General features: G+C 59.9%; 17 protein-coding genes. 9 read left to right on the forward strand and 8 right to left on the reverse strand.

Annotated elements, in window-relative coordinates:
- Positions 1–70: 70 nt before the first annotated feature.
- Positions 71–1522 (reverse strand): alpha-amylase family glycosyl hydrolase, encoded by a 1452-nt coding sequence (locus H4317_RS05950; RefSeq protein ID WP_185889224.1) that lies wholly within the window; start codon positions 1520–1522, stop codon positions 71–73.
- A gap of 63 nt (positions 1523–1585) precedes the next feature.
- On the reverse strand, positions 1586–2047 hold the full coding sequence (locus tag H4317_RS05955; protein WP_185889225.1) for a hypothetical protein: 462 nt from the start codon (positions 2045–2047) through the stop codon (positions 1586–1588).
- Between the two features lie 69 nt (positions 2048–2116).
- Between H4317_RS05955 and H4317_RS05960 the strand changes: the two genes are divergently transcribed.
- From H4317_RS05960 to H4317_RS05970, 3 genes are all read left to right on the forward strand, one after another.
- The gene (locus tag H4317_RS05960; protein WP_185889226.1) at positions 2117–3298 is read left to right on the forward strand and encodes a helix-turn-helix domain-containing protein; all 1182 of its coding nucleotides are present in this window, start codon (positions 2117–2119) and stop codon (positions 3296–3298) included.
- A 142-nt stretch (positions 3299–3440) separates the two neighbouring features.
- Entirely contained in the window at positions 3441–3962 is a 522-nt protein-coding gene (locus H4317_RS05965; protein ID WP_185889227.1) for a hypothetical protein, read from the forward strand.
- A 33-nt stretch (positions 3963–3995) separates the two neighbouring features.
- Positions 3996–4562: a YceI family protein gene (locus tag H4317_RS05970; RefSeq protein ID WP_185889228.1), complete on the forward strand. Its 567-nt coding sequence runs from the start codon at positions 3996–3998 to the stop codon at positions 4560–4562.
- Between the two features lie 37 nt (positions 4563–4599).
- Here the strand turns inward: H4317_RS05970 and H4317_RS05975 are convergent, their stop codons facing one another.
- Positions 4600–7608 (reverse strand): TIM-barrel domain-containing protein, encoded by a 3009-nt coding sequence (locus H4317_RS05975; protein WP_185889229.1) that lies wholly within the window; start codon positions 7606–7608, stop codon positions 4600–4602.
- A gap of 148 nt (positions 7609–7756) precedes the next feature.
- On the opposite strand from H4317_RS05975, the gene H4317_RS05980 reads away from it, so the two are divergent.
- Complete coding sequence (locus H4317_RS05980; protein WP_185889230.1) at positions 7757–8098, forward strand: hypothetical protein; 342 nt, start codon at positions 7757–7759, stop codon at positions 8096–8098.
- An 81-nt stretch (positions 8099–8179) separates the two neighbouring features.
- Here the strand turns inward: H4317_RS05980 and ggt are convergent, their stop codons facing one another.
- Positions 8180–9982 carry a gamma-glutamyltransferase gene (gene ggt, locus H4317_RS05985; protein ID WP_185889231.1) on the reverse strand — a complete coding sequence of 601 codons (1803 nt, stop codon included), beginning with the start codon at positions 9980–9982 and terminating at the stop codon, positions 8180–8182.
- Positions 9983–10083: 101 nt separating this feature from the next.
- On the opposite strand from ggt, the gene H4317_RS05990 reads away from it, so the two are divergent.
- Entirely contained in the window at positions 10084–12120 is a 2037-nt protein-coding gene (locus tag H4317_RS05990; RefSeq protein ID WP_185889232.1) for an alpha amylase C-terminal domain-containing protein, read from the forward strand.
- Positions 12121–12196: 76 nt separating this feature from the next.
- Here the strand turns inward: H4317_RS05990 and H4317_RS05995 are convergent, their stop codons facing one another.
- From H4317_RS05995 to H4317_RS06005, 3 genes are read right to left on the reverse strand one after another with little or no spacing between them, the layout of a single operon-like run.
- The gene (locus tag H4317_RS05995) at positions 12197–12670 is read right to left on the reverse strand and encodes a YdeI/OmpD-associated family protein (protein WP_185889233.1); all 474 of its coding nucleotides are present in this window, start codon (positions 12668–12670) and stop codon (positions 12197–12199) included.
- 42 nt (positions 12671–12712) lie between these two features.
- On the reverse strand, positions 12713–13183 hold the full coding sequence (locus H4317_RS06000) for a YdeI/OmpD-associated family protein (protein WP_221899183.1): 471 nt from the start codon (positions 13181–13183) through the stop codon (positions 12713–12715).
- Between the two features lie 6 nt (positions 13184–13189).
- Complete coding sequence (locus H4317_RS06005) at positions 13190–14260, reverse strand: glycosyltransferase (RefSeq protein ID WP_185889234.1); 1071 nt, start codon at positions 14258–14260, stop codon at positions 13190–13192.
- Between the two features lie 192 nt (positions 14261–14452).
- On the opposite strand from H4317_RS06005, the gene H4317_RS06010 reads away from it, so the two are divergent.
- A complete protein-coding gene (locus H4317_RS06010) occupies positions 14453–16888 on the forward strand; it encodes a glycoside hydrolase family 31 protein (RefSeq protein WP_260625837.1) in 2436 nt (811 codons plus the stop codon).
- 79 nt (positions 16889–16967) lie between these two features.
- On the opposite strand, the gene H4317_RS06015 is transcribed toward H4317_RS06010, so the two are convergent.
- The gene (locus H4317_RS06015; RefSeq protein WP_185889235.1) at positions 16968–17858 is read right to left on the reverse strand and encodes a hypothetical protein; all 891 of its coding nucleotides are present in this window, start codon (positions 17856–17858) and stop codon (positions 16968–16970) included.
- Between the two features lie 229 nt (positions 17859–18087).
- On the opposite strand from H4317_RS06015, the gene H4317_RS06020 reads away from it, so the two are divergent.
- The 3 genes from H4317_RS06020 to H4317_RS06030 all read left to right on the forward strand — a co-directional run bounded on the left by H4317_RS06020 (position 18088) and on the right by H4317_RS06030 (position 21871).
- The gene (locus H4317_RS06020) at positions 18088–19071 is read left to right on the forward strand and encodes a fasciclin domain-containing protein (protein WP_185889236.1); all 984 of its coding nucleotides are present in this window, start codon (positions 18088–18090) and stop codon (positions 19069–19071) included.
- Between the two features lie 164 nt (positions 19072–19235).
- Entirely contained in the window at positions 19236–20795 is a 1560-nt protein-coding gene (locus tag H4317_RS06025; protein ID WP_185889237.1) for an alpha/beta hydrolase family protein, read from the forward strand.
- A gap of 176 nt (positions 20796–20971) precedes the next feature.
- Positions 20972–21871, forward strand: coding sequence for a hypothetical protein (locus H4317_RS06030; protein WP_185889238.1), 900 nt, complete (start codon positions 20972–20974; stop codon positions 21869–21871).
- Positions 21872–21882 lie beyond the last annotated feature (11 nt).

Below are 21882 nucleotides of genomic sequence, written 5' to 3' on the forward strand. Positions count from 1 at the left end.
GCCCGCTTAGGCGGAAACTAAGGTGGCTGCACCTAGTGTTTCGTGCTGTCCTGATCGTATCAGCCGCTTGCTACCAGAGGCCGTTGCGGGGCGGGGGCGGTACCTGCTCATACACGCGGTAGCTGTGGCCCGGCAGCAGCACTTTTGAGCCGGAGCCCAGCCGCAGCACCTGTCCGCTGAACAGCTCCCGGTAGTTGCCCGGACCCAACGTGCGCAGTATCAGCTGGTGTGGCTGCCGGCCCAGGTTGATGACCGTCAGCACAGCCTTGTCGTCGCGGCGGCGCACAAAGCTGTAGACTTCGCTGCTGCTGCTGGCGGGCAGGGCCTCAAACTCCGCGCAGGCGTCGCCATTGAGCAGGGCCGGGTGGCGCTTTTTCAACTGCAGCAGCTTGGTGTAGAAGTCCTGCAGCGGGTAGTCGTTCCACGGAATGGTGTCCTTGTCGAAAAAGCGGAGGCGCTTTTTCAGGGCCGCTTCCTGGCCGCTGTACACCATGGGCATGCCGGGCAGCATGGCAGCCAGCACGGCCAGCGGCAGCGCGTTTTTGCCCAGCCGCTCATATTCCGAGCCGTCCCAGCTGTTCACGTCGTGCGAAGACGTGAAGTTCATCAGGTACACTGAGCCGGGGTAGCGCTGGCTTTCGGCGGTGCGGTATTTGTCGAGGGCGGAGGTAGGGGCTTTGCCGGTAGCCAGGCTGTCCATGAGGCCGTGCAGACGCAGGGCGTAGGCCATATCAAAGGCTTTTTCCAGTAGCTTCGTGTCAGGGCTGAACTGCTCGGGCTTAAGGAAAGTGGGTGGAAACAGCTCGTCCCACTCGGCCAGCATAAACACGGGCTTCACTTTTTCCAGCTCCTGGCGCGTGTCGTTCCAGAAATCGGTGGGCACGAGGCCGGCCACGTCGCAGCGGAAACCGTCGAAATCGGCTTCGCGGAGCCAGAACGCCATGCTTTCCTGCATGTAGCGGCGTAGCTCAGGCTTGCTGTAGTCCAGGTCAATAACGTCCTGCCAGTCCGACACGGGTGGCTGAAACCCGCCGGCTTTGGTGCGCGTGAACCACTCCGGATGCTGCTGGCTGAGTTGGCTGTCCCAACTGGTATGGTTGGCCACCCAGTCCAGAATAACGTGCATCCCCAGCTTGTGCGCTTCCTGGTTGAGGTGGCGCAGGTCTTCCATCGTCCCAAATTCCGGGTTCACAGCCCGGTAGTCCTGGATGGAGTACTGGCTGCCCAGCGTGCCCTTGCGGTTGAGCTTGCCGATGGGCTGCACCGGCATCAGCCACAGAATGCCCACGCCCATCTTCTGCAGCCGCGGCAGGTGTGCTTCGAAAGCCCGAAACGTGCCCTCGGGCGTGTACTGCCGGATATTGACCTCATAGATACTGGCCGAATCGGCCCAGGCCGGGTGGCGAATGGTGTATTCGGCCGGTGGGGTTTTGTCGCAGTCGGCAACGGTTCTGACGGGTTGATTCGGCTGGCAGGCGGCCAGCAGGAGCAGGCCGCTGAGCAGGGAGAAAGGACGGAGCATGCACCAACATAGCACATTTCGGGCAACTCGTTCGGCCTTGGCTGCCGGCGCCGGATACCGCCGTCAGGGCTTATCGAAGCGGCGGAGGCGGTTTTTGCTGAGCTCGTAGCTGATAATGGCCGGGACATAGAACGTGACATCGGCCAGCAGCTTGGCCACCAGAATTCCCGCCGCGAAGTTGCCCAGCCAGCGCGGCAGATAGTATAGCAGGGCCGGCCGGATGAGGAAACTATCGGCTACTTCGGCTAGGCCAAACTCTACGGCCAGCGCCCGCACGTTGCGCCCGAAGGTGCGCAGCGTGTATTGGCGGCCTTGGGCCAGCAACGTGCGGCGGGCCAGCAGCATATCCTGCCCCAACAGCCACCCGAAGTAGGCTAAGTTGCCGGCCCAGGTGCCCGCCAGCGCCGCCTGCAGGCCGCTGTGCGTGGCCTGCAGCGCCAGGGCCGCCGCGGCCAGTGTAGCCACCACCGACAGCAACTCGGCGGGCAGGTAGCGGCGCAGCCATTCGCGAAGCTTTTGTTTCATGCGGGAACCGGAAAGAAACGGCTATTTTTCAGGGCCGGCCAAAGATACCGGCTTCCCACGTCCTGCCTTATGCAGATACCTTTTTCGCCGCTAGTTGTGGTGCTGCTGGCTGTGGTGGCGCAGGCCGTATTTGCGGCCGGACTGCTATGGCTGGCCCCGGCCAACCGACTCCCGAACCGCTTTTTAGCGCTGCTCATGCTGGCTATTGCGCTGTGGCTGCTCGATGGTTTTTTTCGGGTGTCCGGCATCTACGGGCAGAATGCCAACTGGTATTTCGCGCCTATCTACTACTCGTTTGCCTTCGGGCCGCTGCTGTACTTCTATGTGCGCAGCCTCATCAACCACGACTTCCGGTTCCAGGCCCGGCACCTGTGGCACTTTCTGCCGGTGCTGCTGCAGGCCGCGCTGTACTGGGGGCTTCGGCTGCAGCCCTACGCCACCCGCTACTGGTTCTGGGAGCAGGTGCACCGACCCTATACTTACCGCGTGGAATTCATCGGCACGTGGCTGTCTTTGACCGTGTATCTGGGCCTGAGCCTGCAACTGCTGCGGCACTACCAACGCTGGCTGCCCGACAACTTTTCGGAAGTGTCGAAGCTGCGGCTGCAGTGGCTGCGGGTGTTGCTGGTGCTGGTGGCCGTAGTGAGCGTGCAGTGGCTGGCGGAGGTGGTGCTGCGGGAGTTTTTCGATAAGTATTATCAGTACGACTACTCCACAGAAGTGCTGGGGGTGGTTGTGTTTCTGATTGGGGTAGTGGGGCTGCGGCAGGCTGATATGCAGGCCGTGCGCTTTGTGCCGGAAGAAGCCGAAACGGCCCCAGCTGCCGCTCCCCTGGAGGACCTTTCGGCTGGCAGCCAGCCCGGCACAGTGGTAGCCGAATCAGTGGCTGTAGCGGCCACCCCACCAGCCGCCGATGCGGCGGTAGTGGCCCGCATCCGCAAAGCGCTGGAAGAAGACCAGCTGTATCTAAATCCCACGCTCACGCTGGCCGAGCTGTCGGCACATACCGGCCTAGCCCCGCGCCTAATTTCGTTCACGGTCAATAACGGTTTCGGTCAGAGCTTCAACGATGTGGTGAATGGCTACCGGGTGGCGGAGGTGAAGCGCCGCCTGGCCACTTCCGACGCGCAGCGCCTGACGCTGCTGGGCATTGCCTTCGAGAGTGGCTTCAACTCCAAAACCACTTTCAACCGCATCTTCAAGCAGTTCACGGGCGTGGCCCCGCGCGACTACCGGGTAACGCCGGAATAGGGTAGGGCTGTCTTGAATACTTGCCTGAGAAGCGTCGAATAAGGCCCATATCATGATGCAGGGCGTCCCGATACCAGATTCGGGGCGTTTCGCAGGGTTGCGGCGGGCACCTTTGGGTCATTCATCAACCCCTGAGTGCCTCATGAAAATCCTGTTGCTTCTGGCGGTTCTGGCCGCCACTGCGGCTGCCCCGCTGCTGGCCCAAACGCCAGCCCCCACTGCCTGGGCCGACCATACCCGCGTGCTGCCCGACAAGCTCCGGCAGGTGCCGGTGGGCCTCACGCTCTGGCACACGCCCAACCCGAACTACCCTGAGCCCAACCCGGAAAAGCCCGGCGGCTACGTGTGGAAACACAGCACCATGATTCGGTCGGAAGTAGGCGAGCTGGAAGTGGTGGAGTGCGGCAGCTTTATCTGGTACAGCGCCGCCGGGTGGCAGGCCAACATGCGCGAAACCCCCGCCGAGTTTGCCGAGCTGTTTCAGTGCCCCGATGGCCGTCTGCTGCCCGGCCGCACCTACACGTTTGCCAAAAACTACCGCTTCGCCGACAATGCCCAGCGCCTCTATGGTGGCGACGCCCTCTGGTACATTCTGGCCAAAGACAAAACCGGCAAACTCTACAAAGGCATGGGCCTGATTGAAACGGAATCGACGGTCCGCTAACCGCCCGCCTCACCTCTTCTGACTGCCAACACGATGAAACTTCTCTTCCTTATTCTGCTGCACTTTTGCACGCTGGCAGCCACGCCCCCAGCTGCTACCAGCTACTTAGTAAATCTGGAGGCCAGCCGCATCAGCTGGACCGGCTATGCCGAGGTAGGCACCTATGCGCCTACTGGCTCCATACAGTTCCAGCGCGGCCGATTCAACTACGATGGCAGCTCACTGCGCAATGGCCGCTTTGAGGTGGATATGCGCACCATCCGGCAGGAGCAGGCCCAGCTGGCCGAACACCTGCGTGGGCCGGAATTTTTCGATGTGGAGAAATACCCGGTGGCCGTTTTTGTACTGAGCGAAGTACGGCAGGGCGTAGCCAGCGGCCAGCTTACGGTGCGCGGTGTCACGCAGCCTGTCCGGTTTCCGCTCACTGTGGAGCGTCAGGCCAACGGCCGCCTGCGCATCCAGGGCACTGCCACCCTCGACCGAACCAAGTTCGGGATAAACCACAATTCCTCTAGCTTCTTTCAGAATTTGGGTTCCTACGCCATTCGCAACGATTTTAAGCTGACGTTTGATGTAGTGGCAGAAGCGGAGCGGCAGTAGGAGAATAGCATGCGAAGTGGCGCCTGCGGTATACGGATTACTGTTGCACCACCACTACCAGCCGCTGCCGCTGGCCGGCCAGCTCGGCCCAGTACACGCCACCTGCTACAGGGCGGCCCTGCGCATCAGCAGCATCCCAGACAACCGTGTGGGAGCCGGCTTCCGTGATCGGCAGCGTGAGGGTGCGCACCACGCGGCCGGTAGCGTCCAGAATGCGCAACGGACCAGGCTGGCTGGCTGCGTGAAGCGTGTAGGGCAGCGCTACCCGGCCGCTGAAAGTGCGGTTGTCAGGGGCTTCCAGGGTCAGGAGTTCCGGTCGGGCGGCGGCGGGGCTAGTGTTCAGGCGCAGGCCGCGCACCGATACCGTGACGGGCTTGCGCTCCAACAGAAAACGCAGGCGCAGGGTGGCAGTGGAAGCGTCGAATAGCCACTCAGTAGCTGGCACGGTTTCGTTGTTGATCAGTACGGCGGCCGGAGCCGCGACTACACGCGGAATCAGGAGCTCTACGCTACGCCAGAGCGGGGCGCCTTCGTAGCCCTGGCCCCCGGGTACAATGCGAATATCGGCCTGAGTACGGGTAGTGGTGCCGCTGAATGCCACCAACTCAAATGCTCCAGTCCGTTGCGTGAGGGCCGATTTGCCGTCGTCGTCATACAAGGTGAAGCTGGTGCGGCTGGCGGCGGGGTCGGCGTAGTAGCGCAGGCGCAGGCTGTCAGAATGATACTGGGTGGTTGTGGGCACGTAGGGCGTCATCGGCAGGAAGGCCCCAGCCCGCACCAACAGTGGCAGCCGCGCCAGCGGGGCTGCTATTCCAACGGTCTGAGAGCCGGCATACGTCTGGTTGGTGTCAAAATCAATCCAGTTTCCGGCGGGCAGCACCACGTTGCGGCGGCGTTGGCCTGGCTGCAGCACCGGTGCTACCAGCAGGCTCGGCCCCAGTAGATATTGGTCGTTGATGTTGGCCAGGGCCGGACTGTGCTCGGCGGCAAACTCGCGCTTCTTTCTGGCCAGTAGTTTCTCGCTGCCCCAGCGGCTGGAGGCAGTGGTGTTCCAGTTCCAGTTGAAGGGCAAAGCCTGCCAGGCGGCATCCGTAGCAGTAAAGCCAGAAGCTATTTGCTGCGTTGTGAGTTGCGTGGCTTCCACTGCTTCGGGCAGCACATAGGTGTTGCCGAAATTCATCGGGCGGGCCAGCGGCGCGCCGGTCTGGTTGTTTTCCCAGGCCAGCGAATACAGGTAGGGCAGCAACTCGTAACGCAAGTGGGTGTAGCGGCGCACAATGCTTTTATAAGGCTCCGGCCACCAATACGGTTCGGGGGGCACCCCTTCGCCGTGGGGGCGCAGAATAGGACTGAGACTAGCCATCTGCAGCCAACGCGTGTACAGTTCCGGGTCGGTGGGGCCTACGCAGAAACCGCCGGCATCGGAGTGCATGTAGCCGATACCGCCCATGGCCATGCCCAGCATCACGGGTACTTGCGCCCGGTAGCCCGACCACGAGCGGTTAATGTCGCCGGACCACGGAAATACTGAGTTGCGCTGCATGCCAGCCCAGCCCGAGCGGGCCAGGTTAAACAACCGCTCTTCCGGAAATTCTTTGGTGTAGTTTTCCTGCAGAATGCTGGCCCAGGCCTGGCCCAGGCCATTGTGCACTTGCCGGGTGCCGCCCAACACATGGCGCATATCATCTGGGTGGTTTTCGGGCTCGCCCAGGTCGCTCCACCAGCCGCTCACGCCTTCGGCTTTGCGGCGGCGGTAGTAGCTCCAGAGCCAGTCGCGGGTGGAAGGCTTATACATGTCCAGAATGGTAGCCGGCCCGGCCCAGAACGACTCCACGGTGTAGGCAGAGCCATCCAGATGCGTCCCAACATACTGCTGGGCGCGCACTTCGGTATCGTTGCGGGAACTGCGCATCACATAGGGCTCCGAAATCAGAATGGTTTTTACCCCCACCGAATCGAGCCGCCGCATCATCCGCACCGGTTGTTTGAACTTGGTGTAGTCCCAGTCTAGGTCGCCCTGCTGCCGGGTGCCGCCAAACCAGTACAGGTCCAGCACCAACGCATCGAGCGGGAAATTTTCGCGGCGCATGCGGGCCGCTACCTGCTCCATCTCAGCATCCGACTTGTACCCGAAACGGCTCTGAATCAGGCCCAGACCCCAGCGCGGCGGCAGCGGCTGCCGTCCGGTGAGGGTGGTGTAGCGGCTCAGAATTTCGGCGTAGGAGTCACCCGCAATCAGGAAATACCCCAGGTTGAGCAGGTCTTCGTTGCTGTATTCCAGCAAGTCAGGTTTGGCCGCGCCTAGGTCGAGGGTGGCAGCGGCCATATGATCGAAGAACAGCATATAGCCCCGGCTGCTGACCACGGTGGGCAGGCTCACGTTCAGGGTTGGCTCGCCGTTCTGGTAGCCGTAGTGGGCTTCATTGTAGAGCGTAAGGCGGCGGCCGCGCCGGTCGAGCGGCAGGGCGCGGGAGCCGGTGCCATACAGGTGCTCATCGGGTTGCAGCCGAAACGATACGCCGGTGCCACCTGGACCGCTGTTTTCGTTGGTGAGCCGCTGAAATACGCCTCCATCTTCAGCCAGCAGGGTGTCGGGGCCGCGCCGGTAGCTTACCCGCAACGGATTTTTCTGTACCACAACGCTGAGGCTGCCCATCGTAGCATAGGGCTGCCACTCCAGCGCGCTATCGGTTTCACGCGGCTTGCCGGCTTTTGCAGCCCCCGGAAAGGCCGGCGTCTGCACGACACTGATGGACGAAATATCCTGCACTTCCGTGCCGGCCGGGAAGTATTCTACTCGCACCACACCCTCGGCCCAGGGCCGAATGCGCAGGGTGCCGCCCTCAGTGCTTCTGATGGTGAGCAGGCCACTCTGGTAGCTATGCGACTCATAGGTACCAATGCTGACCGGCACCGCCTCGGGCCGACGAAATGGGTCCTGCGTGGGCGGCCCAGTGGTAGCGCGCTGCCCATACAAGGGTGCAGTAAACAGCGGCAACAGCAGCAACGGTAGCAGAGGCAGGGCGCGGCGGAAAGAAGTGGGCATAGAGCGGGTAGTGACGCATTGGGGCGGGCAAGATACAGCCCTGCCACAGCTTCCTGAAAATGCCCGGCCGCTGCCATGCGCAACGCCCGCAGGCCGGGCGGCGTAAAGCCGGAGTAGCAGTTTCTTCCACTCCCTAATCCTTGCTTTTATGAATCACGCAGCCCGCATCGAAGACACCATTCAAGGTATTTACGACGCTTTCAATCATCCCGAAAAACACCCGGCTGATGCAGGAATTGCATCAATTGATAACTGGATTCAGGCACTTGATGGCTTGGGTGGCTCGGCCCTGACCGGTATTCAGAATGAGCTGCGTGAGTTGCGCAACTTCGTGGAAAACGACGACCGCGCCAATATTGCGGCCTCCCTGCAGCGTCTCGGCGAGCATACGTCCCTCACGGCCCGCAACCTCCACGACGGCACCGGCGACCAGCTGCGTCACCTTGGCCAGACCCTGATTACAGCAGCCGGCAACCTGAAAATGTCATAGCAAAGCGGCGGGAGTTGGGTGATAAATGGTATGGGAAATTAATGCTCCTTTCCTGCGTAGCGCCTAACTCCCGCCGCTTTACTAATACCCGCCGGCTGTATCATCGCCGCGTGGGTCAGCGCCGCCTTCCAACCTGCCGCCGGGCAGCACCCGAATCACTTCTACCCGGCCCCAAGGGCTGCGCGGTTTCAGCGTGTAGCCACGGGCCCGCAAGGTGTCTTCGGCGGCTGGTAGCAAGGCACCAGCTTCCACATCAATCTGGTCAGGGAGCCATTGGTGGTGCAGGCGCGGGGCTGCCACAGCCTGCTGGGCGTTCATGCCATAGTCGAGGATGTTGATGCTGGCCTGTAGCACGCTCGTGATGATGGTGGAGCCGCCTGGCGTGCCGACTACCAGCGCCAGTTTGCCGTTTTTGGTGAAGATAGTGGGCGTCATTGAGGAGAGCATGCGCTTGCCGGGCGCAATGGCATTAGCTGTGCCACCCACCAGCCCGTAGGCATTGGGCGTGCCGGGTTTGCTGCTGAAATCGTCCATTTCATTGTTGAGCAGAAAGCCGGCCCCCGCCACCACCACTTTGCTGCCGTACGCGCCATTGAGCGTAGTAGTGCAGCTCACAGCGTTGCCTGCCGCATCTACCACACTGTAGTGCGTCGTCTGGTCCGATTCATAGCCGGGCAGGCCTGTGCCAGATGTTACCTGGGCGCTGGCTGTGGCACGGTAGGGCAGGGTAGACGTCATCCGCTGCTGATTGTACTTGTTGTCGAGGAGCCGCGCCACGGGTACTTTTCCGAAGTCTGGGTCACCGAGGTACGTGGCGCGGTCGGCATACACGCGCCTCTCGGCTTCCGTTAGCCAGTGCGTAGCCTGAGGCGAGTGCCAGCCGGCTTTCCGCAGGTTGTACGGTTCCAGCATCTGCAGCATTTGGAGCAGCGCCACGCCGCCGGAACTGGGTGGCGGAAACGCCAGCACCACGTGGCCGCGGTACTTGCCGTGTAGCGGTGTGCGCCACCTTGGCTGGTAGCTTTTCAGGTCGGCTTTGGTAATCAGACCATTGCCGCGCTGCATCTCAGCAAGGATAAAGTCAGCCGTTTGCCCCTCGTAGAAGCCGGCGCTGCCCAAGTCGCGGATACGGCTGAGCGTGGCGGCCAGGTATTTGTGCCGGATTGTGTCGCCAGCCTGCCACGCGCGGTCTGCCCGTTTGTAGGTGTTCGGAGCCTGCTTGAATTCGGGGACACTGATTTCCGCTCGTACGCCGGGCGTAGGCTCAATATGCTCGAAATGTTGACCCACGACGATAGTGGTGGTAATGAAGTTGGTATTGTTGAGCCCCGCCGCCTCTTTCTCCGTCAGCTTCACCCCAGTAGCCGCCAGCTCCACGGCCGGCTGCACTACTTCGGCCCACGGTAGCTTGCCCAGTTTGCGGTGCAGCTCCACCATGCCCGCTACGGTGCCCGGCACGCCCGCCGCGCGGTGGCCCAGTGTGCTCAGGTTCGGAATGATGTTGCCCTGCGCATCCAGGTACATGTCGCGCGTGGCGGCGGCTGGGGCGGTTTCGCGGAAATCCAACGCGCCTTCCGAACCGTCGGCGCCGCGGTAGAGCACAAAGCCGCCGCCCCCAATATTGCCAGCTGCTGGCAGCACCACGGCCAGCGCGAACTGCACAGCCACCGCTGCGTCATACGCGTTGCCTCCTTTCCGTAGGATTTCAATGCCTACCCGGGTAGCTTCAGGGTGCGCGGATACCACCATGGCCTTCTCCGTCACGAGGGGCGTGGCCGCGGGTATAGGTGCTGCCAGGCTCGTGCTTGCAGGGGCTGTCTGGGGTGGAGTGGAGGTGCAAGCAACTACTGAAGCCAGCGCCAACGGATAAAAATAACTTCTCATGACTGGCAAGGTAAGACAACATATGTCTACCCTTACCACCCTACTTCGCGTTACATCCGTAGTTTTAGCCTGAAAACAACGCCCGCGCCATGCCTCCTGAAATGCTCATTCCTGCTCTGAAAACGCCTCATTTGCCTTTGGTGCAGCAAGACCCCTGGCTGACGCCCTACGAACCCGTGCTCCGCCGCCGGCTGATGCGCCTGGAAGAGCGGCTAGCTGACATTGAGGCGCAGCATGGTTCGCTGGCCAAGTTTGCCACTGCGCATCAGTATCTGGGCCTCAACTACGATGCCCGCCGCCGCGGATTCTGGTACCGCGAGTGGGCACCCGCCGCCGAAGGCCTGTACCTTGTAGGCGACTTCAACGGCTGGGACCGGCACGCCACGCCACTGCAGCGCCAACACGATGGGGTGTGGGAAGTGTTTTTGTCCGACAAGGAGTATGGGCAGCGCCTCGCGCATGGCAGCCGCTACAAAGTGCATGTACGCACCCAGCACGGAGCCAAGGACCGGCTGCCGGCCACGCTGCGCCGCGCTATCCAGGACGAGCAGACCCACGATTTTGCCGGCCAGGTATGGCGCCCCGAAATTCCGTTTGTCTGGACTGACCAGAAATTCCGGGTGCACAACTACGTGAAGGAGCCACTGATTTATGAGGCGCATGTGGGCATGGCTACTGAGGAAGGCCGGGTCGGCTCTTACCGCGAATTTGCCGACCAGATTTTGCCCCGCATCCAGGCTGGTGGCTACAACTGCGTGCAGCTGATGGCCGTCATGGAGCACCCGTATTACGGCTCGTTTGGCTACCACGTGGCCAATTTCTTTGCCGTTAGCTCCCGCTTTGGCACGCCCGAAGACCTGAAATATCTGGTGAACGAAGCCCACCTGCGCGGTCTGGCCGTGCTTCTTGATGTAGTGCACTCGCACGCCGTCAAGAACGAAGCGGAGGGGCTGGCAGATTTTGATGGTTCCGGCGACCAGTACTTCCACGCAGGGCCCCGTGGCAACCATCCCGGCTGGGATTCCAAGCTCTTCGACTACAGCAAGCCTGAGGTGCAGCGCTTTTTGCTCAGCAACCTGCGCTATTGGCTGGAAGAATTTCACTTTGATGGCTTCCGCTTTGATGGAGTCACGAGCATGCTCTACCATCACCATGGCGAAGGAGTGGCATTCAGCTCCTACGACCAGTATTTCGGTCCCGAGGCGGACGATGCAGCCATTCTCTATCTGCAGTTGGCCACCATGCTGGTGCACGAATTGAAGAAAGGGGCCCTGCTGATTGCGGAAGACATGAGCGGCCTACCAGGACTTTGCCGGCCTATTCGGGAGGGCGGTATCGGTTTTGATTACCGGTTGGGTATGGGCATTCCCGACTATTGGATTAAGCTGCTTAAGCATTCCCGCGACGAGGATTGGAACCTACACGAGCTGTGGCACACGCTCACTAACCGCCGGGTAGGCGAGAAGACCGTGGCCTATGCCGAAAGCCACGACCAAGCCCTAGTAGGCGACAAAACCCTGGCGCACTGGCTGCTCGATCGGGCCATCTATGAGCACATGCACCGCAACGACCCCGATGCCATAGCTGACCGGGGCATAGCGCTGCACAAAATGATTCGGCTCCTGACGCTGGGCCTGGGCGGTGAGGCGTATCTGAACTTTATCGGCAACGAATTCGGGCACCCTGAGTGGGTTGATTTTCCGCGGGAGGGCAATGGGTGGAGCTACCACTTTGCGCGTCGCCAGTGGAGCCTCGCCGATAACCCCGACCTGAAGTTTCAGCAGCTAGCCGCCTTCGACCACGCCCAGCTGCACCTGGCCCGCAAGCAGCACCTGCTGGCTCATCCCGCCGCGCATCAGCTCAATATTGATGCTGATAATCAGGTGCTTATTTTTGAGCGGGGGCCGCTGGTATTCGTGTTCAATTTCCACGTCAGCCACAGTATTCCCAACTACCACTTTTTCGTGCCGCACTCCGGCCGCTACCGCATCCTGCTCAGCACCGATGCGCCCGAGTTCGGCGGACACAACCGCGTAGACACGTCGCTGACTTACGAAACGTTCGTGGAGGAGGGTATCGACAAGCTCAGCCTCTACGTCACGAGCCGCACGGCGCTGGTTCTGATGCGTATCGGATAACAGGTTGGTAGCAACAGGCAAGAGCCCGTCAGTCCGCGTATTGTGCGGGCTGACGGGCTCTTGCCTGTTGCTCTGTTTACTTCAGCTTGTGGCCCGCCTGAGCACCATCCAGCACGTCGTTGATGCGACGCTGGCGGGCCTCCGGCTTTTTGGCGCGTTCCACCCACTGCACATACTCGCGGCGGTGGGGGTAGGCTAGGTGGTCGAATTTGGCGCGCAGTCCGGTCCGGTCAAGGGCGCGGGCCAGGTCCTCCGGGAGCGTGAAGCCGGGCTCGTCGGTATCGGGCATCATGGTTACATGCACGGGCATGCCCCAGGTCTTGCCGATGGTGTTGCGCAGCTGCTTGTTCACGGCCAGAATGTGGTGGCCATCTTCATCGAGCGTAAGCGGCAACCGGAACGGAAACCCATCAAGCGTGCCGCGCACATGTACTTGGCCGCGCTGGCCGAATACTTCTGGCACGCTGAAAGGCACGAAAAGAAATACGCCGCCATCGGAGGGATGCAGCTCTAGGTCAGCGTCAAAAACCTGTTCCTGAGAATCAGACATACGAAAAAGGGTAAAAGCCGGGCCGCTCCGGTAGTGGAAGCCTCAGCTGATTTTCTGACCGGCCAGTAGCATTTCTACGGCTTTTGCTACCCGGCGGGCGCGGGTTTCGGGCCGCTTGGCTTCCGCAACCCAGGTTGCATATTCCTTGCGGTGCGTGTAAGCCAGGGCTGCAAAGGTAGCCTCTGCAGCGGGAGTGCCAGCCAAGGCCACTGCCAAGTCATGCGGAACTTCTACAACTCGCTCGGTGGTGTCTCGCGCAAAAACGATGTGCACCGCATCACCAGGTATTAGCCCCAGCGTTTCGCGCGTGGCTTTGTGCACGAGCAGGGCGTGTTGCCCACCGCCCATAGGAGCCATGCTGGAGGCGAAAGCGTAGCCGTTCAGAGTGCCTTGTACCCGTAGTTGTGCGCGAGTGCCTAGCGCCGCCGTAATGGCTGCTGGAACCAGGCAGAAGCACCCGCCTCGCCCATGTGCCTGCAATTCGGAGTCAAACGTAAACTCTTCGGACTTCATGTTGCATCAGGCTAATCCGGGCGCTACTTCCCGCAAAGCAACCAGAATCGCCTCCGCCAGACGGTCGGGGTTCTGAGCATCAGAGGAAGAAAGCCGCCGCACGCGTTGAGGTGGTAGCTCATGCAACTCCAGCACCCGCATGGCCAAGCTGGCAGAAGACGTCAGAACTAGGTCGGCGCGGCGCAGGGCCATACGTTCCAACTCCACAATCCAGCCCCGGTCGGCGGCGGAGGTGCGGTCCTGGGCCAGGCTGTGCACGTGTAGCACCAGCGGCTTGCCTGTCAGCTGCCGGATTTCCATTCCTGCCAGCCACGACTGCCAATCGGAAGCATAAATAACAGCGAAATCCTGACTGGCCGCCAGCCGCGTGGCAAAGCGCGCATACTGAATGACTTTGAAGTTTAGCCCGGCTTCATCAGTGGGTTCCGTCCGCAACGCCGTCAGGGCCACGTCCAGCACCGATTGCCGGATTGCCGGTACCGGAAAGCCGTCAGACGTAGCAGAGGCGGCGGGTTCGGCCGAAGACGCTGCTGGAATGGTGTCTGGTTGTAAGTCGTCAGCGGGCTGGCTCAGGTCCTGCGCTTCCTGCGCCGCAGGTTCCGCTGCCTCAGCCGCAAACTCGTCGGAGTTTTGCAGCAGGCTAGGTTCATCATTGGTGGGCTGTTCTGTTGTAGCTATTTCTATTGGCGTTGTTTCCGAAGGGTTTTGCGGTATTGGTGCAGAGCTGCCCGCGTACGGCGCGGCCGGAGCCGTGCCGAAAGTACCACCCGCTCCGCCCGGTACCGAAGCGCCCAGGTAAGGAGCAGCTGGTGACTGCCAGGTTTCCAGGCGCAGCGCGTTACGCTCAGTACCAGTCAGCGCCAAGTCAGCGGCCGTCAGGTCACCGAGGCCGGTGGCATGAATTCTCGAAGACAGTTGCATGGGCTCCGGGAGGTGCGGCAGCAGCAGCGTGAGGTCGGCGTGGGGGGCCAGCGCCGCAACCAGGGTGGGCGTAGTGACCGGAACAGCAGATGCCTCCGAAGAAGGCGCCGGGGCGTCCCAGCTTAGCAGCAGCACCTTAAGCGGAGCAATAGTCATAAGCAGATGAGGAAATCAGAGCAGTAATAAAACCGCATTATTACGTGCTTGAGGGCGGTTTTGGCTAATCTATGGTCAATGTTAGGCAAAATTCGCGGGATTCGTTTTTACCTTCGCAGGCTTAACGCAGGCTTTTTCCGGCACCGCCGGCTTTTTTTTGCTCGCCTCGTTTGGCCCACACCGACGCCCTCCATGAACGACGCTACTATTCAGGAAAACAACTATATGGTGAACGACCTGGCCGCGAAAGCGAGACAGGAGTTCTTCCCCGGTAAGATAGTGGCAGGCCAGCAGGAAAGCCACGACTTCGTTTTCCTATGCGACAACGGCGCTCAGCTGCGTGTTGAGGTCATCACCGATAAAGTGCTGCGCTTTCGCTACGCCACGGAAACTGGGTTTGGTCCCGATTTCAGCTATGCCTTCCCTGGTGGCGTGCCAGCCCGCACCGTGCCGGAGTTTCTGGAGTTCCGGGAGCGGCCCGACCACTACCGCATCACCACCGACCGCCTCATCTGTACCGTCAGCAAAGATGGCCTGAAAACCCGGGTGCTCGACCGGTCCGGCAACACGCTGCTACAGGACGAAAAGGGTTTCCATTGGGAGTACGACTACGATTCCGGCAACGACATCGTGAAGATGAGCAAGGGCGTGCAGGGCGGCGTATGCTACTACGGCCTCGGCGACAAGCCCGACAACATGAACCTGCGGGGCAAGCGCTTCACCAACTGGGGCTCTGACACCTACGGCTACGTGAAGGGCACCGACCCGCTCTACAAGAACATTCCGTTCTATCTGGAGCTGCAGCAGCGCATTGCCCACGGTGTGTTCTTCGACAACTCTTTCAAAGCCTCCTTCGATTTTGCCGCCGAGCGGGCCGACGTCACCAGCTTCTGGGCGCAGGGCGGCGAGATGAACTACTACTTCATCTACGGGCCTTCGTTGCTGGAAGTCACGCAGGAATACACGCGCCTCACGAGCCCGCCCGAGCTGCCGCCGCTGTGGGCGCTGGGCTACCACCAGTGCAAGTGGAGCTACTTCCCCGAAAGCAACGTCAAGGAAATAGCGAAGGGCTTCCGCGACCGGCAGATTCCCTGCGACGCCCTGTACCTCGATATCGACTACATGGACGGCTACCGCTGCTTCACCTGGAGCCCCACGCACTTTCCGGAGCCCAAGCGCATGGTGCAGGAGCTGGCCCAGGATGGGTTCAAAACCATTGTCATCATCGACCCCGGCATCAAGATAGACCCCAATTACCGCGTCTTCACCGAAGGGCTGGAAAAGGACTATTTCTGCCGCCGCGGCGACGGCCCCCTGATGAAGGGCTCGGTATGGCCCGGCCTGTGCAACTTCCCCGACTATACCCGCCCCGACGTGCGCGACTGGTGGGCTGGCCTGTTTAAGGAGTTGATTGAAGACATTGGTGTGAAAGGCGTCTGGAACGACATGAACGAGCCGGCCGTGTTCGAGAAAGGCACGTTTCCGGATGATGTGCGCTTCGGCTATGATGGCCACCCAACCTCGCACCGCAAGGCCCACAATATCTATGGTATGCAGATGGCCCGCGCCACCAACGAAGGCGTGAAGCGCTTTGCCTACCCCAACCGGCCCTTCACCATTACGCGCAGCACCTACGCTGGTGGCCAGCGCTACTCCTCCGGCTGGACCGGAGACAACATTGCCTCCTGGGAACACCTGTGGCTGGCCAACATCCAGTGCCAGCGCCTGAGCATCTCGGGTTTCAGCTTTGTGGGCTCCGATATCGGCGGCTTTATCGATACGCCCGATGCCGAGCTGTACGTGCGCTGGGTAGCGCTGGGCGCGTTTCATCCGTTCTTCCGCACGCACTCTTCCGGCGACCATGGCGACCAGGAGCCCTGGAGCTTTGGCGAGCCCGCTGCCGAGCTGGCCAAGCGCTTTATTGAGCTGCGCTACCAGCTGCTGCCCTACATGTATACCACGTTCTGGCAGTACACCACGCAGGGTACGCCCATGCTGCGCCCACTCACCTTCCTCGACCAGACCGACACGGAAACCTACCTGCGCATGGCCGAATTTGGGCTCGGCGACCATCTGCTGGTGTGTCCCATCACGCAGGCCGGCGCCGATGGCCGCTGGATGTATCTGCCCCGCGGCGACTGGTTTTACTACTGGACCGACGAAGCCCGCACGGGTGCGGCCGAAGTGTGGGCTGCCGCCGGCCTCGACCGGATTCCGCTATTCGTGCGTGCCGGAGCGGTTATTCCGATGTACCCCGTGCAGCAGTATGTGGGCGAGAAGGTGATTGACGAAGTGACGCTGCACGTGTATTTCAAAGCCGGCCAGGAAAGCAGCGTGCTCTACGACGATGGCGGCGAAGGCTACGGCTACCAGAGCGGCCAGCAAACTACCCGCCGCTTCACCGTGACCGGCACCGAAAAGGGCCTATTACTGCAGCAGGCCATCGAAGGCGACTACCACCCCAGCTTCCAGCGCTACCGCGTGGTGTTGCATGGCCTGCCCTTCGCGGCCACTGCCTACAGCACCGACGGCCAGCCCGCCGAAGCCCTGGAAGTTACGCTCGAAACCGGCCTGACGCTTCCGGCCATCGACATCAGCGCCACGTTTACGGAGCTGGTGGTAGGCTGATAAATGCTGCTAGATATATTGCGAAAAAGCCCGACAGCATTGTGCTGTCGGGCTTTCTCGTACCGTTTGAGGCGGTGCTCTAGAAGTTGTAGGCCACCCCGCCCGACAGACCCGTGGATTTGCCCAGATTGCGGCCAGCTACGTAGGTGCTAGCGCCTACCGTCAGGCCAAACCCCTTGGCCAGCGGCCGGAATGCGCTTACGCCCAGACGCACGTAATCGACGCGGGTGGCGGGAAAGAAACCGGTGAAGCCAGGCTGCAGAATGTCGGTGCCGCTTTTGTCTGACTTCTGAAAGGAAGCCAGCGCATCAACGTAGAGCCTGGGGCCAGCGTAGCCGATTTTGGTTTCTGCCACGAAGGCATTTGGGGCACTGTTGTCGCGAAGGCTATAGCCGGCTTGTCCGGTGAGAAACACGCCGGACAAGGTCTTCAGGTGCACGACTCCCTGACCGGAGAGCTTACTGGAGCCGTTGCCGATAGCAATAATATAGCCTAGGCCCGTGTTCGATTTGTAGTCGCTGATGGGGGTGCTACCGCTCACCACGCCCAACACATCCAGCACGTTGGTGCCGATTTCCTTGGAGAAGAACTTCGCTTTCAGCAGCAAGGTAATGTCCTGGAGGCCAGCACGCTTGTTCACGTAGTTCTGGTCGCGCAGCACCTGCTCGTCGGCAAATCCCCGCGACTGAATGTAGGGCAGGCTGATAACGGCTTCCAGCTTGTCGGTGAGGCCGTAGCTGCCATACAGATTGAGAGAAGTAACTTCTACCCGATCAAAAATAGGAACCCGGTCAATCTTTTCCGGGGCCAGATACACGCTTTGGTAGCGTTCTGCGGTACCGGAAACCACGAAGGAGCCATGTCCTTTGCCTGGCAGAAAGCCACTCACCAGACTTTGGGCACGACCAATCTGGGAACCGGCCAGGCTTAGCAACGAGAAGACAAGGAGAAAACGGTAGGTGTGTTGCATAAAGGAGCAGTAGTACAGGAAACAGGTAGACAAGAGCATCGGGAAATTGTTCAAGAAACAATACCGCCATGCCGGTGTTCGGATATGAGAATCCGTTCGGGCGCTAACTACGAACTACTCAGTTGCATCGGATTTACCACGAGGTAAATCCGGATTGAATTTATTTTCGTTTCTACGCCGAATCTGTTCCAAAAACCTGCTCTGATACTGCCTTACACACCGTTGATACATGAAAAAATCCTTACCCAGCTGGCTTTGCAGCCTTGCGTTAAGCGCCATTTTTTTGGTTGGATGCCAGAAAAATGAAGAACTTGATCCGACCATTGCCGGCATTGCCGTTGCGAATCCAGATTTCCAGATTTTGGAAGATGCGGCTATCCGGGGAGAAGTGGTGGATATTCTGTCCAATAAAAATCCTAACGACGCCGAAGGCAACTACACGGTATTTGCCCCTACTAACACGGCATTTGGCCGGTTGGGCCTCAACTCAGCGGCCGACCTGCTGACCCTGCAGAAATCCTTCCTGACCAGCACTCTGTTCTACCACGTCACGGGCGGAACACTGTCGGGGTCTACCCTGCAGGCCGGCTTGGCGTCGCCTTCGGCTTTGGGGCCCAACCGCCGTATTATCAGCCGCAACGGCAGCACCTATGTAAACGGCTCGAAGATTCTGGCTACCGACGTAAAAGCATCTAATGGCACGGTGCACGTGATAGATAAAGTGCTGCTGGCTACTGGGGCTGATATTGTACAGTCGGCGGTAGCGCTGAAGGATGCGCAGGTATTCACCAAGCCAGAGCTGGGCTTTTTAGTGGAAGCTGTGCTGTATTGCAACTTGGCTGGCGTCCTGACGGCCTCGCCCGGTAGCCCACAGTTCACGGTGTTTGCCCCTACTGATCAGGCCTTCAAGAACATGGGTGCCGACCTAGGTGTAGCACTGGACGTGCCGGCTGATATTCGCAAGCTGCCCCAGGCCACTGTTACGGCCGTCCTGCTGAACCATGTGGTACCCGGTGCTCAGTTTACTTCCGAGTTGCCCGAGAATTCACGCATCACCACTGCTGGCGGGAGCCAACTCACGCTCGGGGCATTTACAGATGGCATCCTGACCGTGAAAGGAAACAGCAACGCTACGGCGTCCGGTATGGTAATTCCGGATGTACAGTGTACCAATGGCATTGTCCACGTCATCGACCGGGTATTGCTTCCATAAGTAAATTGCTTGAGCGAGTAGAACAGCGGGTTCGGCGGCAGTTTCCGACTGCCGGACCAATTGTTAGGTAGCTCTGCCCGGTAGCAGGCGTACTTGCGGCCTGATCCTCGCCGTCGGAGCTTGCTCAGCCGAACCGACGCGCATTCTGTCCATCTGCTTTCACTATGAATAAGTTGAACTCTGCCTTCGCATGGTGTGGCTTTCTGGGGCTGTTGCTGCTGCTTTCCGGTACGGCTGCCCGTGCCCAAGCGCCGGCTAGTGGCCGCTATTCGCTGGAAGGCCAGTGGAAAGGTGCCCTGACGGTGCCCGGCGGTAGCCTTCCGCTCATGATTACGATAACGGAGCTGGCCGACGGCAACCGTTTCGCGGTGCTGGATGTGCCCATGCAGCGAGTAAACCGGGAGCCCATGACCGTAACTCCCCGCGGCGATACCCTCATCTTCGAAGCGGAGCAGGCTGGCTGCCGTTTTGTGGGGCGTCGTACTCCCGATGGGCAACAATTGCTGGGCATCTGGCAGCAACCCGGCTACGCTACGCCGCTCACACTGCTGTTTGTGCCGCCCACCACGGCAGCCACACCAAAAGCCTTTAAATTTCCGCCTCCCTACCGTGTCGAGGAAGTGACGGTGCCCAGCGTTACGGACCACCTCCGGCTGGCCGGCACGCTCACGGTGCCAGCCGGTGAAGGCCCTTTTCCGGCCGTCGTGCTGCTTTCTGACCAGGATGCCCAGACGCGGGATGCCCCGTATGGCGACTTTGCTCTTTTCGGCAACCTCGCTGATTATCTTACCCGCCGGGGCGTGGCCGTATTGCGGCTCGATGACCGTGGTACGGGCAAATCAGGTGGCGACTCAACGAAGGTGACTACCGAAGACCGGATGCGGGATGCCCAGGCGGCTCTGGCGTTTCTTCGTGCCCGGCCGCTACTCGATATTGCCCACATCGGCCTGATTGGGCACGGAGAGGGCGGTAACGTAGCGTTGCTGGCAGCCGCGCAGCCGCTACCGCCCAGCTTTGTAGTGACGCTGGCCGCCGCCGGCCTGCCCGGCAACGAACTGCTGACCCAACAGCGCCCATCGTTGCTGCTGCGTGCCGGCACTCCCGATACGGCGCTACTGAGTCTGGCGAGGCGGCAGGAGCAGGCCCTCACGGAAGCGCAGCAAAAAGCCGAAAAGCTGCGCGCCGCTGGCTCCAATGCCGCTCAGGTGGCTACCTATTTGGAGCAACAGCGCATGCGGCAGCGGGTAGAAGACAAAAAGCGCCTCGATGCCCAGCGCAAGCGCCGCCGCACCATGCTCGATATCATTGCTAACACGGCCGACAACGCGCAGGCGCAGGCCATTGTAGCCAATATGGTGCGGCAGGATGCCCCAGCGTTGTCGCCGGAGGCCCTGCAGGCAGCCACCGCCCGCCTTACCTCGCCTTGGTACCGCTACTACCTTCGGTTTGACCCGCGTGATGAGCTGGACAAAGCCAAAAGCGCGGTGCTGCTACTGCACGGCACCGCCGATGACATGGTGGAAGGGCAGACCAACATGGACATTTTGGTAAAGGGCTTGAAGGGCAATCCGCGCGTAACGGCGCAAAAGATAGAGGGTGCCAACCACCTGTTTCAGGCTCCCACCACCGAATGGCCACTCCTGAACGGCCAGCCGCGCCCCGTCGTTTCCCCCGCCGCTCTGGAGGCCATGCACTCCTGGATAATGGCCCATGTGAAGGAGTAGAATACGGAGTTTATTTAATTTTTAACGGCATTATACAAGTCACATTTTCAGTGTTTTATTCCTATTTAATGCTAAATGAATACAGTAGGTTTGAGTGTATTCATTTCTCAGGGTAATCTTATTTATAAGTATGAAAGCAAACGCAAGTATTGTTCTGGCCCTATTTATGAGGGGTATTGGCAGGATGTGAAAAGGAAAGAAACCCGGCTGAACCCAGCATAGCCCAGCCAACTGAGGCAGAGATAAGCAGAGGGGCGGCGCTCGACCAGCCTACCAAAGACAAGGCCTGGGCCTCTTTCCTGCACCAGATAGCACAAGGACAACTAAAAGACCCGTTGGGTCAGTATGTAAGCAAAGACACTCGTCTGGACTTTGCCGGTGACGGCCCGCGCCCGACCAGGCCCAAATACAACGCCCAGAACCGCCAGGCTACCGTATCCGATAATGGCGCTATAGCTTTCAATTCTGATGCGCCGTGCTCTGTAAATGGGGAGCCTTGTACTGGCGGCGGCGGCTCAGTGCCGCCCACTTTTATAAGCACGGAGGGCATGTCCCCTTATAGCGGGCCAGACAACCCCAACGGATATATTTACGATTTGAAGCTGGTAAGCAACAGTGGTGTAATTCCTAACACTCCGACAGGGTATACGAGGATACCCATTGACCTGAACGACCAAGCAGGAGGAGATTATATATTTCTAACTTTTACCCGCAAGCCAGATGATGTTGCAAATGGCATAGAATATCATCAGAATAGGCCATATTCGTCAGGGCCACTTACTGGTATTGCTGTTAGAACAGGAGGAAGTAGACCGCCCTCACCTAGTTTGTATTATTATGATGTGCTAAATTATAGTGATTATGGGTATTTGTATTTTGATGCTTTGGATCTTAATAATGGAGCATTTGGAGCATATATTTGGTCGTATAAAAGTAAAATTACTGGTACTCCGATTGAAATCGGTATTCTATCGGGCGATTCTGATCTGATTCGCCCTCCACAAAACTGGGAGCGGTTGCCAACTGACTTGAATCAGAGCGCGGGAGGAAAATTTATATATCTGTGCTATAAATAAAGGTAGGTATG

It is taken from the genome of Hymenobacter sediminicola (assembly GCF_014250515.1).
GTDB lineage: Bacteria > Bacteroidota > Bacteroidia > Cytophagales > Hymenobacteraceae > Hymenobacter > Hymenobacter sediminicola.